Here is a 14,442-nt window from a genome sequence, read left to right as displayed (position 1 = left end):
TTTTTAAGGGGGATGGCCGATGGGAAGTGAGTTAAATATTTATAAAATTGCACAGGAAGCGGGAGTTTCACCGGCAACAGTGTCGAGAGTCATGACAAAAAATGCGAGGGTGAGCGAGGAAAAGAGAGCGCGTGTGGAAGCAGTGATCCGCAAATATGATTACAGGCCAAACGCGCTTGCGCAGGGACTGATCAAGACGAAAACGAACGTCATCGGTGTGCTTGCTGCAGATCTGGTCAATCCTTATTATTCATCCATGGTGGAAAACTGTGAGAAGGAGATCATTGCGCGCGGGTATGTGCCAATGATCTGCGGAACATTAAGCAATCCGGATCTTGAGGTGGAATATATTCAGAAAATGTTTGACATGCGTATGGATGCGATCATCATTATCGGGGGAAAATCAGACAGCCTTGTCACGGAGCCGGAATACGCAGATCTGATCAACCGTGTCGCTGAATCCATCCCGGTCATCACAACAGGAAAGGTAGAGGGCGGTGAGTGCTGCCAGGTCACGATCGACGAGGCGGAGGGCATGAACCAGAGCATGGAATGTCTGATCGGTTTAGGTCACAGGCGCATTGCACTGATCGGCGGAGTCGAGGAGATGAAATCCACTTACGATAAGCGTATCCGCTACCGCAGTCTGCTGCGAAAGAACGGTCTGACCTACCGTGAGCGCTATGTGATCAATTCCAATTATTCGGTCGAGGGCGGTTATCAGGGGTTCGAGGCACTCTTTCAGGGAAATAAGACACTTCCCACGGCGGTGATCGCGATCAATGACTACAGTGCAGTGGGTGTGATGCGTTCCATCAAAGAGCATGGACTTAGGATCCCGGAGGATATTTCCCTCATCAGTTTTGATAATACGTTTATCGTAGATACCGTCATACCAAGGCTGAGCAGTATTTCCTATGATTATGAAGCATTTGGAAAGCTTTTGGTTGACACCGCATTAGATAAGATTGGCGGAAAAGAAGTACCGGAGGTACAGAAAGTAACACCGACTCTGATCATCAGAGAATCCGTAGCGGAGTTAAAACGGTAAAATCCGTTAGAATGACGGAAAAATAAAATAAATGTGAAATAAATATGTACAAAAAGTAAAATAACCTGTTGACAACTCATAATATGTATTGTAATATAACAATATGAAAAGGGTTTCAAATTAAAAAGCACTATAAAATACACAACTGGTGTAAAAGCCGGCTGCATGGATGGGATTTACGCAGCGAAGGTGTAAGATAAGTGCTGGAAACATGCAAAAAAGAAGATATAAAGGCGTTTCTGACACTTAAGATCAAAAAATATTACACCTTATGGAAGATGGCAGACAGTTTTGTGAAAAATATAAGTGCTTTGTTTTTACAAGGTTTTGAAATCGGTTTCAAGAAAACGTTGGAGAGGGGAAAATATATGAAAAAGGAGAACGGTGTTACAAAACAGGTTGGCAAAAAACTAAACTTCTGGCAGAAACTCTGGAAGTACCGTGTACTGACACTGATGTGTGTCCCGGCAATGATTTTTTTCTTTGCATTTAACTATATGCCATTGCCAGGAATCTATGTTGCGTTTGTTAAATACAATTACCGCGATGGTATTTTTGGTAGCAAATTTGTAGGGTTACAGAATTTTGAGTTCCTCTGGGAATCAGGAAAACTTTTATCACTGACGAAAAATACAATTTTATATAATCTGGCATTTATCCTTCTTGGAAATTTACTTGCGGTCGTGGTAGCGATCCTTTTAAATGAAATGAGATGTAAATGGTTCAAGAAAGTATCACAGACGATGATGTTTCTTCCATATTTCATTTCACAGGTTTTAGTCGGATTTCTGGTATTTAACTTATTAAATTATGATACCGGATTTGTAAATGAGATCCTTACTAGTGTATTGGCACATTGATTTTTAGCATTACAACAACTTCCTATTCGGAAGCTGTTGTAAACCTAGGATACAATGAACTCAACTTCACTCTTGCATCGGCAGTTCGGAACTGCCAATTAACTTTTGCTGCGACTGTATTACGCTCGACTTCCCACGCAGCTAACTCTCCACGAAGTTTTGCAATGTTTTCAATCCTTCGTGACAAACACTGTCTGGTCATTACATTCAGTTCTATTTCTGCAATGTCAAGCCAGCTTCCATGTTTGGGTGTATAGTGAATTTCCAAACGCTTGATAATTCGTCTTGCCTCATCTGCTGGATACCTTTTATACAAGGACGCCGTTTTATGGGTGTTAAGGTTATCCATAACAAGAATTACTTTTTCTGCATCAGGATACATGACATCAACGAGATATTTTATCTCTTCTGCCCAGTCAAAGGCAGTACGTTGTTCTCGCACGCTGACATGATGAGTGCCTCCAAGCGGTTCGACAAAAGCAAATATGCTGCAGGTACCATTCCTGACATATTCCGAATCTGTTTTCTGATTGTCACCCGGACGCATGGGCAGTGGTTTCCTTGCATCGCCCAGTAACTGGTAAGGCTTTTCGTCCATGCATACAACTGGTCTTTCAGGATTGTATGGGAGTTCATATACATCAAGGACATCTTCCATACATGCTATAAATTCGGCATCATCTTTTTTGGGGATGCACCAGTAGTCGTTTTTGTGAGGTCGAAGTTTGTTTTTTTTAAGGCTCTTCGGATTGCCTCACGGCTGACCGGAGTATCAAGAACAATTTTTGATTTCTCTTCCAGCAGCCGGATGGTCCACCTTGAATGTCCTTCCGGCACCGGACCACAGGCAAGTTCAATGATACGGGCTTCAGCACGTCCATCGAGCACACGCCTTGCATTATCAGAATTAACATTACGCTTAAACTCAGTTACTGCATCAATACCACCCTCAAAATATTTTTTCACAGTATTGGTTACTGTTGCCAGACATACACCATTTGATTTTGCAGACTGCTCATGAGTCAATACTTTTCCGTGGGACTCATCCAGGTCAATAATAATCTGGCATCTGCATCGGATTGTTTTGGATGTTTTATTTTTTCGGATGACAGATTTAAATTCTTTTAATTCATCATCCGTAAGTTTGATTTTGTACTTTTTTGGTCTTGCCATAGGATATCACCGCCGTTTCTTTTATTGTACCATAAAACGGCAATAACAGCCAGAAATATTTAACTAAATATCAATATGTCAGTACACTAGACTTGGAATGGAAAAATGGGGACCTTACAGTGATCCGCATGTATGGCCGGTACTTTTGGTTATCATTTATCTGTGGCAGCAGACAGGTTACAACTCCGTTGTATATTTTGCATCTATCTGCGGAATTGACGCAGAGATGATAGAGGCATCCAAGGTCGATGGAGCAAATGCATTTCAGAGGATTCGTTACATATTGCTCCCGAGTTTAAAACCTACCGTGATCATCCTGTTACTGTTTGCATTGGGCGGCATCGTAAAAGGTAATTTCGGATTGTTCTACAATATCATTGGTACGAACTCCTTATTATATGACACGACAGATATTATTGAGACGTTTGTTTACAGGGCTACGATGACAGATTTTAACTTCTCGACAGCGTCGGCAGTCGGTCTGTATCAGTCAGTCGTTGGTTTTGTGATCGTTATGATCGTGAACTATATTGTTAAGAAAATTGAACCGGATTATTCCCTGTTTTAATATCTATGGAGGTCGACTATGAAGAAAAATAACAGCAATAAAGTAAAACTTGGAGCTTCTGATAAGATTGTGCGGGGATTTGGATATGTAGTGATTACAATCTATGCACTGGCATGTATATTTCCATTCCTGTTGATTCTTGGAAGTTCATTTACGGCAGAAGAAGTGATCCGTACGGAAGGTGTACAGTTGATTCCGAAACAGTTTACACTGGCAGCTTATGAGATGGTCTGCAAGGGCGGTGGTATCTGGAAATCCTATCTGCTCACGATCATCCTGACGGTGGTCGGTACGGCGGTCGGACTGACAATCATAGCAATGACAGGTTATGCACTGCAGAGAAAAGATTTCCCGTTCCGCAACGGAATTTCCTTCTACATATATTTTACAAGCCTGTTTTCCGCAGGACTTGCACCGTACTATCTTCTGATGACACAGACTTACCACTTAAAGGACAGCTATTTTGCAGTTTTATTACCGCTTATGATGTCGCCGTGGCTGATCATCATGATGAAAAACTTTGTGAAGGCGATCCCGCATGAGATTACAGAGTCCGGCAAGATCGACGGCGCCGGGGATATGAAGATCTTTGTTTCCCTGATCCTGCCAATGTTAAAACCGGCACTTGCGACGATCGGATTATTCCTTGCACTGGGATACTGGAATGAATGGTATCAGTCCTCTCTCTTCTTAAGCTCGAAAGTGGATGTAAAACCGTTACAGTATACATTATATGAAGTTGTAAATAAAATGGATCAGCTTAAAAACTCCATTGCAGGACAGTATATATCATTGGCAGATATTCCGACAGAGGGAATCAAGATGGCAAATGCGATTCTTGCAACCGGACCGATCATTTTCCTGTATCCATTCGTTCAGAAATATTTTATCAGCGGTATTACCGTTGGAGCCGTAAAAGGCTGATCGATACGATTATCGCTCTGCATGGGGCAGAGTCATAATAAAAGCAGTTTTGTCTTAGAAAAAGACAGATCTGCTGCAAAAATAAATCATATGGAGGGTATGGTATGAAGAAAAGATTTAAGAGACTTGGGGCAATGTTACTCGCAGGTACAATGTTACTTGGCGCCACAGCCTGTGGCGGAGGAAGCAATTCTTCCACAACAGGAAATGCAGCAAAATCGGAAGACAGTGCATCCACTACGGAAACAGGGGGAACGACAAGTAGTGGTGACATTGACACATCCGAACATGTAGTGATCACTTATATGGTGACCGGTGATAAACCGGATGGTAAGAGCGCAGAGCGTCTCGATGAGATGATGGAAAAACTGAATGCGATCCTGACCGAAAAAGTAAATGCAGAACTTGAGATTTATTACATCGGATGGACAGATTATCTCTCCAACTACAATCTGACACTGGCACAGATGGATGGTTCTGTCGACCTTGTCGGAACTGCTTCTGACTGGATCGATGCCTGGCCAAACGCAAAGAACGGAGCATTCTTAGAGCTTTCCGAGGATATGTTAAAGACCTACGCACCAAAAACATGGGAGAGCGTAAGCCAGGATCACTGGGATCTGTGTAAATATAACGGCTCAATCTATCTGATCCCGGAGGATAATTACGCACAGTGGACCAACCATGGATTCATCTATCGTCTTGACTGGGCAAAAGAAGCAGGACTGACAGATGGTGTCAAGAGCTGGGAAGACCTTACAACTTACTTTAAATATGTAAAAGAAGCATATCCGGATGTGATTCCATGGGATTCTGACGGTACACAGTATGCACAGATGGCAAACGGCTGGATCACCTCCCACAGCAATTTTGTTGCAATCGACGGTGTCTGTTCCGGCGCATTATGGGGCGGTACAAAAGATGACCTTTACACGATCACAACACCTGCATACACAGACACAGATATGATGGTTGAGTATGCAAAATTAATGAAAGAATGGGATAACATCGGCGTATGGAAGACAGATGTATTAAACAATACTGCTTCCTCAAACCGTGATGATTACCGTATCGGTCGTGTTGCAGCAGAGCAGCACCACACACAGACCTGGACAGATCTTTGCAGTGCAACTCCGTCAAATACGATTTATCAGGATGATCCGGATGCAGAGTCAGGTTTCTTCTACTTCGGAGAAGAGACCGGAAACGTGGTAGCACTTTCCATCACACACGGTGCAATGGCAGTTTCCGCAGCAAGCAAGAACCCGGAAAGAGCACTGATGGTATATGATTTATTAAGAAATGACGAAGAATGCTACAGATTACTCTGCTATGGTATTGAAGGCGTATCTTACGAGATCAACGATGAGGGACTCCGCACAACTCCGGAAGGCTACAACTCAGACACAGACAACATCAACGGTATGACCAACTGGTGGTGGGGGCGTAACGACGATCTTGAGATCAGAGACGCTACAAGAAACTGGGATGCAATTGACAAACTTTACAGTGAGTATGATTCCTTAAAGATTGATTATCCGTATGGACAGTTTGTACCGGAAGTTGATGATATCCAGTCTAAGATCGATAACATCAACGAAGTATATACCAACTATACAAAACAGATCTCTTATGGTAAATATCAGGGAACTGCGGAGGAGATCGTTGCAGAGATGCAGTCAGCATTAAAACAGGCTGGTATTGAAGAAGTAACCGCAGCACTGCAGGAACAGTTTGATGCATTATACAAATAGGTATACAATAAAGGCATGATGTGCCGCTATTGAACAGAAGGTGTTGATTCTAAGAAATAGGGGATCAACACCTTTTGTTATAGGAAAGAACTGATACAAAAGGAACATTTTGTGAAAAAGAGGAGAGATGGCATGGGCAATTTTGAGATCACAGACAATTTTTATCTGGATGGAAAACCGTTTCAGATCATATCGGGTGCAATTCATTATTTCAGAATCGTTCCGGAATACTGGCAGGACAGACTTGAAAAATTAAAGGCAATGGGATGCAATACAGTGGAGACATATATCCCGTGGAACATGCATGAACCGAAAAAAGGTGAATTCCACTTTGAGGGGATGCTTGACATAGAACGATTTGTAAAAACGGCGCAGGAACTTGGGTTATATGTGATTTTAAGACCGTCGCCGTACATTTGTGCGGAGTGGGAATTTGGCGGACTGCCGGCGTGGCTGTTAGCGGAAGATGGAATGAAACTGCGCGTTTCCTATCCGCCGTTTTTAAAACATGTGCAGGATTACTATGATGTATTATTGAAAAAAATCGTGCCGTATCAGATTAATTACGGCGGGCCGGTCATTTTGATGCAGGTCGAAAATGAATACGGATATTATGCAAACGACAGGGAATATCTGCTTGCAATGAGAGATAAAATGCAAAAAGGCGGTGTCGTTGTCCCGCTTGTTACCTCGGACGGACCGTTTGAAGAAAACTTAAACGGGGGTCATTTAGAAGGCGCGCTGCCGACCGGAAATTTTGGATCTAAGACCGAGGAGCGCTTTGAAGTCCTGAAAAAATATACGGATGGCGGACCACTCATGTGTACGGAGTTCTGGGTAGGCTGGTTCGATCACTGGGGAAATGGCGGTCATATGACAGGCAATCTGGAGGAGAGTGTCAAAGATCTCGATAAAATGTTAGAACTTGGCCATGTCAATATTTATATGTTTGAGGGCGGTACGAATTTTGGATTTATGAACGGCTCGAACTACTATGATGAGCTGACCCCGGATGTGACATCGTATGACTATGATGCTCTTTTGACAGAGGATGGACAGATCACAGAAAAATACCGCAGATACCGTGATGTTATTGCGAAGTACAGAGAGATACCGGAAGTCACATTTACAACTGAGATCAAAAGGAAAGCATATGGAAGTCTGCCGTTAAAAGAAAAAGTAAGCCTGTTTTCGGTGCTGGATGATATCAGTGCTCCGGTGGAGAGCAGTTTCCTGCAGAGCATGGAAAAACTGGGGCAGAATTACGGCTATATTTTATATCATTCCACATTAGATACGGAGGAGAAACTCGAAAAACTCCGCCTGTGGGAGGCAAACGACCGTGCCAATATTTTTGTGGATCAAAAACCGGTCACAACACTTTACGATCTGGAACTTTTAAAAGAAAAAGAGCTGGATGTCACGTTTGAAAGGGGAGCAGATTTTGATATCCTGATGGAAAATATGGGGCGTGTCAATTTCGGACCGCGCATGGAACACCAGAGAAAAGGCATTGGTCAGTGTGTGCAGGTCAACGGACATATGCACAACCACTGGAAACAGTACACGCTGCCGCTCGACAATATCGAAAAAGTTGACTTTTCCAAAGAATACAAAGAAGGGCTGCCGGGATTTTACCGTTTTACGGTGGATATCGACGAGACAGCAGACACATTCCTGGATTTTGAGGGATGGGGAAAGGGCTGTGTCTTTGTAAACGGATTTAATATCGGAAGATTCTGGGAGATCGGACCGCAGAAAAGACTCTATATCCCGGCGCCGCTGCTGAAAAAGGGCGAAAACGAGATCATCGTATTTGAGACAGAGGGAAAGACCCGCGATACGATCGTGTTGAAGGATGAGCCGGATATTGGCTGAGTGTCCACGAAAATAAAAATCAAGTAATATGAATGGAGCAGGGTATGGCAGGATATTTATTTGTACACTTTACCGGGGAACAGAAGGACGGCGAGCAGATCTATTTTTCCGTGAGCCGGGACGGACTGCACTGGACGGATCTAAACGATGGAAAACCGGTACTGTATTCGCATATCGGCGAGTGCGGCGTGCGCGATCCGTTTCCGGTAAAAAATCCGCTGAATGGACGTTATTATCTGATCGCAACCGATCTTCGAATCGAAAAGGGTGAGGGCTGGCAGGCAGCGCAGGAGCGCGGCAGCAGGGATATCATCATCTGGGAATCAGAAGACCTCGTGCACTGGGAAAAGGAGCGCGCCCATACAGTCGGCATCCGTGAGGCTGGCTGTGTCTGGGCGCCGGAGGCTGTGTTTGACGAGGAAGAACAGGCATTTTTAGTCTTTTTTGCATCCAAAGTAAAATGTGATGGGGAAGAGACTGCAAAACACCGCATCTATGCCGCTTATACAAAGGATTTTGTCACATTTTCGGATACATTTTTGTATATGGAACGTGAGCGGGATGTGATCGATACCACGATTTTAAGGAGTAACGGAAAATATTACCGGATCTCAAAGGATGAGACCGACAGCAGGCTGATCTTAGAGGAGTCAGACAGTCTCCGCGGGGATTTTAAGCGGATCTCCTGCCCGGTTTTTGAAAAATTAAAAGGCATGGAAGGCCCGGAGGGCTATCTTTTGCCGGAGGGCAGGAGCTGGTGTGTGATCGCAGACCAGTTTGCCGAGGGAAAAGGGTATCTGCCGATGATCACGGAAGATCTGTCATCGGGTGATTTCACGATTTTGGAAAAAGAAAAATATGATCTTGGCAGGACGAAAAAAAGACACGGCGGGGTGCTGGAATTAAGTGACGCAGAGTATGAGAGATTAATTAAGGCAGAAATGGAGGGGTAACATGTTATATCCACAGGAAAATAAGATTCGTGGGATCATTGATTTAAACGGAGTGTGGGATTTTGCACTTGGGACAACGGAGGAACCGAAAGATACGGTAACATTGCCGGATCAGATGGAGCCAATTGCAGTTCCGGCATCTTACAACGATCAGAAGGATGATATTGCTTACCGGAATCATTACGGTTATGCGTATTACCGGAGAAATATTACAGTGCCTTCTTATTACAAGGGACAGAGACTGGTGCTTCGCTTTGACGCAGTAACACATTTTGCAAAAATTTATCTGAATGGGGTATTGCTCACACAGCATAAAGGAGGATTTCTTCCATTTGAAGTGGATATCACTGACAAATTATGTGCAGGGGAGAGTGCGGAACTGGTCGTTGCTGTGGATAACCGCATCAATCACAGCACGCTCCCGGTCGGCAATGAGGAGGGGACCTCATTTATGGGAGCGGACAATGCAGGCGTGCCGGGTGTCGAGGCGGCAAAGCGCTGGAGAAAACCACAGAATCTTCCTAATTTTGATTTCTTTAATTATGCAGGGATCAACCGTCCGGTCAGAATTTATACGACACCGAAGGCGTATATCAAAGATGTAACGCTTGTGACAGATATCCGTGGAACAGATGGCATTGTGAATTATCAGGTTAAGACTTCAGATACAGATGGACAGGAAGTTGTACTGCAGATCTTAGATGCCAATGGAAATGAAGTGGCACAGGCAAAAGGCACTTCCGGGGAGATCGTGATACCGGATGCAAAACTGTGGGAGCCATATCCGGGAACACCGTATCTGTATACGGCAGCAGTCACGTTCGGTGATGATTATTATGAGGAGCCGTTTGGCGTGCGTACGGTGCGCGTGGAGGGGACTTCATTTCTGATCAATGGAAAACCATTTTACTTCAAAGGATTTGGAAAACATGAGGATTCCGCATTTCACGGACGCGGTATGGACGTCTGCCTGGATGTCAAAGATGTCAATCTGATCCACTGGCTGCATGCAAATTCCTTCCGTACCAGCCATTATCCATATGCGGAAGAAATGTACCGCCTGTGCGACCGTGAAGGAATCGTGATCATCGACGAGGTTCCGGCAGTCGGGATCGGTGCCGGAGCAGGAATCAATCCTTATGAGACATTTCCTATCCGTGAACACCATGAACAGGTCATTAAGGACATGATCGCGCGTGACAAAAACCATCCATGCGTTGTCATGTGGTCACTTGGAAATGAACCTGATACGGAGAATTTCCCGGAGTCAGCATACGAGTACTGGCATTCCCTCTATGAACTGGCACATGAGACAGACCCGTCTGACCGTCCAGTCACTTTAGTCTGCTGTCAGAACAATTATGAAAAAGACATTGTCACAAGAAGCATGGATGTCGTCTGCATTAACCGTTACTATGGATGGTACAACCTGTCCGGAGATCTTGACGCTGCCTGCTATGGATTAAATCTTGAACTCGACTTCTGGGAGTCACAGAATAAACCGGTCATGATCACCGAGTACGGTGCCGATGCTGTAGCCGGCATCCATGAGTGTGTGCCGGAAATGTTCTCGGAGGAATTTCAGGTGGAGTTTTACAAGAGACAGAATGCGCAGTTTGATAAGAGGAAGTTCTTTATCGGTGAACATGTCTGGAACTTTGCGGATTTTGCGACTGTGCAGGGATGCATGAGAGTCGATGGTAATAAAAAGGGACTGTTTACGAGAGAGAGGAGACCGAAAATGGCGGCGCATTACTTTAAAGAGAGATGGGGAGAGATACCTAATTTTGAGTATAAGGGTTAGGTGGTAAAGCACAAAGCGGGAGCCACAAACTAAAGGAGGACTCATGTCAAAAAATATTCGTGAAATCAACATCAACCAGATAAAAATCCACGACCCATTCTGGTCTGCCATGCAGCACCGCATGACAGACACCGTCATTCCGTTTCAGGAGAAAGTATTAAATGATGAAGTGCCAGGCGTGGAAAAAAGCCATGCCATTGAAAATTTTCGTATTGCCGCAGGTTTAAGCGAAGGAGAATTTTACGGTATGGTCTTTCAGGACAGTGACGTCGCAAAATGGTTAGAGGGTGTCGCCTATTCGCTTGCGGTAAAGCCGGACAATGAGTTGGAAGCGCGTGCGGATGAGATCATTGACATCATCGAAAAGGCACAGCAGCCGGATGGCTATCTTGATACCTTTTTTATTGTAAAAGAACCGGAACACCGCTGGCAGAATTTGCAGGAGTGCCATGAACTTTATTGTGCCGGACATATGATGGAGGCAGGAGTCGCCTACTATCAGACAACCGGAAAAGACAAACTGCTTCATGTGGTGGAGCGTCTTGCTGACCATATTATTTCCATGTTCGGGGAAGATAAAGAGCCGGGGATTCCGGGGCACCAGGAAGTTGAGATCGGACTGATGAAACTTTACCGTGCGACCGGAAAAGAGAAATATAAGGATATGGCACGGTATTTTTTGGAAGAGCGCGGAAAAAATCCAAATTACTTTTACGAGGAAAAGAAAAAAAGAGGCTGGCAGCACTGGGGGCAGTACAGCTTAGAGCCGTTAGATCAGAGATATACGCAGACACATGCCACGATCTATGAGCAGAAAGAGGCGGTTGGGCACAGTGTGCGTGCCGTTTATATGTACACGGCGATGGCAGACCTTGCCGGGGAAGATAAAGATCAGAGACTTTATGAGGCGTGTCAGACTCTGTGGGATAATATTGTAAAGAAAAGAATGTACATCACCGGCGGCATCGGTTCTACGGTTGAGGGCGAGGCATTTACGATTGACTATGATCTGCCAAACGATATGGCATATGCGGAGACCTGCGCGTCGATAGGAATGATCTTTTTTGCAAAGAGAATGTTGGAAATAAAACCCCTTGGAATTTATGCCGATATCATGGAACGGGAATTTTACAATGGAACCATCAGCGGTATCCAGTTGGATGGAAAACAGTTTTTCTATGTGAATCCGCTTGAGGTAAATCCGGGAACATCCGGCACGATCTTTGGTTATAAACATGTATTGCCGACCCGTCCGGGCTGGTATGCATGTGCATGCTGTCCGCCGAACCTGGTACGTCTTGTAACTTCACTGGGAACTTATGCATGGAGTGAGAGTGAAACGACGCTCTATTCACATCTGTTTCTGGGACAGACCGCGGATTTTGATAAAGCGGTGATTACGGTAGAAAGCAGTTATCCGTGGGAAGGAAAGGTATCCTATCAGGTAAAAGCAAAAAAAGAAAAGGCGTTTGAACTTGCAATTCATATCCCATCCCATATTCGTCCGGACACACTTGCTGTGACAGTAAACGGAGAAAAAACAGATGACATGTCTTTTGTGAAAGATGGTTATCTTTATCTGAAGAGAAACTGGGGAGAAAATGATGTGGTTGCACTTACATTTGATCTTCCAGTACGAAAAATTTATGCAAATACGAATGTGCGTGAAGATGAGGGCTGTGTCGCGTTGATGAGGGGACCGGTCGTTTACTGCTTTGAAGGTGCAGACAATGGTGAGTGCATTCAGGCACTTCGTATACCAAGAGAGATCAAAGCTGAGACGGAACTTTGCAAAGAAGGTGTATTAGCGGGAAATGTGCTGATCCATCTGCCGGGATACCGGATGGAGAGCAGTGATGCACTTTACTCCGAGGAACGCCCGAAGCGGACAGATGTGACGCTGACCGCAATTCCTTATTATGCGTGGGCGAACCGGGGAGAAAACCAGATGCGTGTCTGGATGCCGGAGGAGTGATCTTTCCGACTAGTTTTCTACACGAAATACCAGACATCCGTGTGCTGGCGGTGTGACAGAAATGGCACTGCCGGATACGGATGTTTTTTCTTTGCTCCAAAGTTCCGTCAGGCTGGCATCTTTGTGGGCACAGGGTTCATCGTCGACATGGAGCGTTTCGATGTCACAGTGGATCGTCTGTGTCTCATCCGATAGGTTGAAGAAGGCGGCAAAGTGTTCATCGGTAACTGCATTGTATGCACACCAGATGGCTTTTTCATCGTCAAGACATACCTGATGCGGCTTGCAGTCCGGGGTTAACATGGACAGCACATCGCGGTTAGTAAGAAGGGCAAGTGTGGCGTCATCTAACTTTGTCAGTTCACAGCCAAGCATCAGAGGGGAACCGAAGAGACACCAGAGCGTTAACATGGTATGCTGTTCCTCCGGTGTAAAATTAGTGTACCATTCATGACCGAATCCTTTTCCAAGCCAGCCGAGCGGAAGCATATCGCAGTCCGGGTAACATCCTTTTGCCACATGGTTCTGCCAGAGCTCACAGCGGTGGAACATATCTTTTAACAGATCCCATTTATCCCAGAAATCATCGGTGATACGCCACATATTTGCATAAGTCTCATAGTGCCATGCGTGTTCGATCAGTGCAGGTCCCGGAGAAAGGGATAAAACGATCGGCCTGCCACAGCGTGCGATCGCCTTTGCGAGCATTTCTATCTCATGGCGTGCAGAATAAGGATTGGCCGGATAGATATTGGTATTGCAGATATCATCGCACTTGATGAAATCAACACCCCAGGAAGCATAAAGTTCCATCAGGGAATCATAGTAAGCCTGTCCTGCCTCCGTATCGCGGACACCGTACATATCCGGGTTCCATCCACAGATGGAGGAAGGATTTGCGACCATATCGGCAGTCACGTTGCTGCCCTTGATCTTACAATGGTTATGCGCAGCAGTTCTTGGGATTCCGCGCATGATATGGATACCGAATTTTAAACCGAGACTGTGGATATAGTCAGCAAGGTGGGTAAAACCGGTTCCGTCCGCAGAAGATGGAAAACGTGCCGGATCCGGCTGCAGTCTTGAAAATTCATCCATGGCAACATCCGCAAACGGGATATACTGGAACTGATTGCGCATGGAACCGGCACCGATCGCGTACCATTCGATATCAACGACGATATATTCCCATCCAAACTCCTTTAAATGTGCAGCCATGTAATCTGCATTTGCTTTCACGGCATCTTCTGTCACCGTGGTGTCATAGTAATCGTAGCTGTTCCAACCCATAGGCGGCAGCGGTGCAAAATTATTTTTGTTCATAAAAAACCTCCAGAATTGATTTCCTAAGCCGATTATACTATATAGAAATTACAATACAATACGCATTGCATTTCTTTTCACATTTTTTTATAATGAAAATAATGTTGGAACCGTTATTTGATTCTGACATTATTAAAATCAGAATGACAAAAGACATATCACGATAATAAGAAAAATAA

At 44.7% G+C, this 14,442-nt stretch carries 12 protein-coding genes; 9 read left to right on the top strand and 3 right to left on the bottom strand.

Going from position 1 to position 14,442, the window contains the following annotated elements; genetic code table 11:
- The first annotated feature begins 19 nt into the window (after positions 1-19).
- Complete coding sequence (locus tag RIL182_RS15865; RefSeq protein WP_006855782.1) at positions 20-1,051, top strand: LacI family DNA-binding transcriptional regulator; 1,032 nt, start codon at positions 20-22, stop codon at positions 1,049-1,051.
- A 200-nt stretch (positions 1,052-1,251) separates the two neighbouring features.
- Complete coding sequence (locus RIL182_RS21460) at positions 1,252-1,911, top strand: hypothetical protein (RefSeq protein WP_006855781.1); 660 nt, start codon at positions 1,252-1,254, stop codon at positions 1,909-1,911.
- 22 nt (positions 1,912-1,933) lie between these two features.
- On the opposite strand, the gene RIL182_RS15855 is transcribed toward RIL182_RS21460, so the two are convergent.
- Positions 1,934-2,605: an IS630 family transposase gene (locus tag RIL182_RS15855; RefSeq protein ID WP_134523031.1), complete on the bottom strand. Its 672-nt coding sequence runs from the start codon at positions 2,603-2,605 to the stop codon at positions 1,934-1,936.
- Positions 2,575-3,084, bottom strand: a complete 510-nt coding sequence (locus RIL182_RS15850; protein ID WP_006855777.1) for a helix-turn-helix domain-containing protein — start codon at positions 3,082-3,084, stop codon at positions 2,575-2,577. The genes RIL182_RS15855 and RIL182_RS15850 overlap by 31 nt, the downstream gene beginning before the upstream one ends.
- Positions 3,085-3,181: 97 nt before the next feature.
- Here RIL182_RS15850 and RIL182_RS15845 point away from each other — a divergent pair, with 97 nt between their 5' ends.
- From RIL182_RS15845 to RIL182_RS15815, 7 genes are all read left to right on the top strand, one after another.
- Complete coding sequence (locus RIL182_RS15845) at positions 3,182-3,652, top strand: carbohydrate ABC transporter permease (protein WP_006855776.1); 471 nt, start codon at positions 3,182-3,184, stop codon at positions 3,650-3,652.
- A gap of 18 nt (positions 3,653-3,670) precedes the next feature.
- The gene (locus RIL182_RS15840; RefSeq protein WP_006855775.1) at positions 3,671-4,576 is read left to right on the top strand and encodes a carbohydrate ABC transporter permease; all 906 of its coding nucleotides are present in this window, start codon (positions 3,671-3,673) and stop codon (positions 4,574-4,576) included.
- 104 nt (positions 4,577-4,680) lie between these two features.
- Positions 4,681-6,330, top strand: a complete 1,650-nt coding sequence (locus RIL182_RS15835) for an ABC transporter substrate-binding protein (RefSeq protein ID WP_006855774.1) — start codon at positions 4,681-4,683, stop codon at positions 6,328-6,330.
- Between the two features lie 132 nt (positions 6,331-6,462).
- Complete coding sequence (locus RIL182_RS15830; protein WP_015521234.1) at positions 6,463-8,208, top strand: glycoside hydrolase family 35 protein; 1,746 nt, start codon at positions 6,463-6,465, stop codon at positions 8,206-8,208.
- 44 nt (positions 8,209-8,252) lie between these two features.
- Positions 8,253-9,161 (top strand): glycoside hydrolase family 43 protein, encoded by a 909-nt coding sequence (locus RIL182_RS15825; protein ID WP_242655467.1) that lies wholly within the window; start codon positions 8,253-8,255, stop codon positions 9,159-9,161.
- 1 nt (position 9,162) lies between these two features.
- Entirely contained in the window at positions 9,163-10,965 is a 1,803-nt protein-coding gene (gene uidA, locus RIL182_RS15820; protein WP_006855771.1) for a beta-glucuronidase, read from the top strand.
- A gap of 43 nt (positions 10,966-11,008) precedes the next feature.
- A complete protein-coding gene (locus RIL182_RS15815) occupies positions 11,009-12,940 on the top strand; it encodes a glycoside hydrolase family 127 protein (protein WP_022112189.1) in 1,932 nt (643 codons plus the stop codon).
- 9 nt (positions 12,941-12,949) lie between these two features.
- Here RIL182_RS15815 and RIL182_RS15810 read toward each other — a convergent pair whose 3' ends face one another.
- Positions 12,950-14,263: a glycoside hydrolase family 27 protein gene (locus tag RIL182_RS15810; protein WP_006855768.1), complete on the bottom strand. Its 1,314-nt coding sequence runs from the start codon at positions 14,261-14,263 to the stop codon at positions 12,950-12,952.
- Positions 14,264-14,442 lie beyond the last annotated feature (179 nt).

This window comes from Roseburia intestinalis L1-82, from assembly GCF_900537995.1.
GTDB lineage: Bacteria > Bacillota > Clostridia > Lachnospirales > Lachnospiraceae > Roseburia > Roseburia intestinalis.
The sequence above is the reverse complement of the archived record's forward strand: the minus strand, read 5'-3'. Positions and strand labels throughout refer to the sequence as shown.

Bases quoted from the DNA above. Each gene is read 5' to 3' on its own strand.
- RIL182_RS15865 (WP_006855782.1), top strand. From the start codon at position 20: ATGGGAAGTGAGTTAAATATTTATAAAATTGCACAGGAAGCGGGAGTT.
- RIL182_RS15850 (WP_006855777.1), bottom strand. From the start codon at position 3,084: ATGGCAAGACCAAAAAAGTACAAAATCAAACTTACGGATGATGAATTA.
- RIL182_RS15845 (WP_006855776.1), top strand. From the start codon at position 3,182: ATGGAAAAATGGGGACCTTACAGTGATCCGCATGTATGGCCGGTACTT.
- RIL182_RS15840 (WP_006855775.1), top strand. From the start codon at position 3,671: ATGAAGAAAAATAACAGCAATAAAGTAAAACTTGGAGCTTCTGATAAG.
- RIL182_RS15835 (WP_006855774.1), top strand. From the start codon at position 4,681: ATGAAGAAAAGATTTAAGAGACTTGGGGCAATGTTACTCGCAGGTACA.
- RIL182_RS15830 (WP_015521234.1), top strand. From the start codon at position 6,463: ATGGGCAATTTTGAGATCACAGACAATTTTTATCTGGATGGAAAACCG.
- RIL182_RS15825 (WP_242655467.1), top strand. From the start codon at position 8,253: ATGGCAGGATATTTATTTGTACACTTTACCGGGGAACAGAAGGACGGC.
- uidA (WP_006855771.1), top strand. From the start codon at position 9,163: ATGTTATATCCACAGGAAAATAAGATTCGTGGGATCATTGATTTAAAC.
- RIL182_RS15815 (WP_022112189.1), top strand. From the start codon at position 11,009: ATGTCAAAAAATATTCGTGAAATCAACATCAACCAGATAAAAATCCAC.
- RIL182_RS15810 (WP_006855768.1), bottom strand. From the start codon at position 14,263: ATGAACAAAAATAATTTTGCACCGCTGCCGCCTATGGGTTGGAACAGC.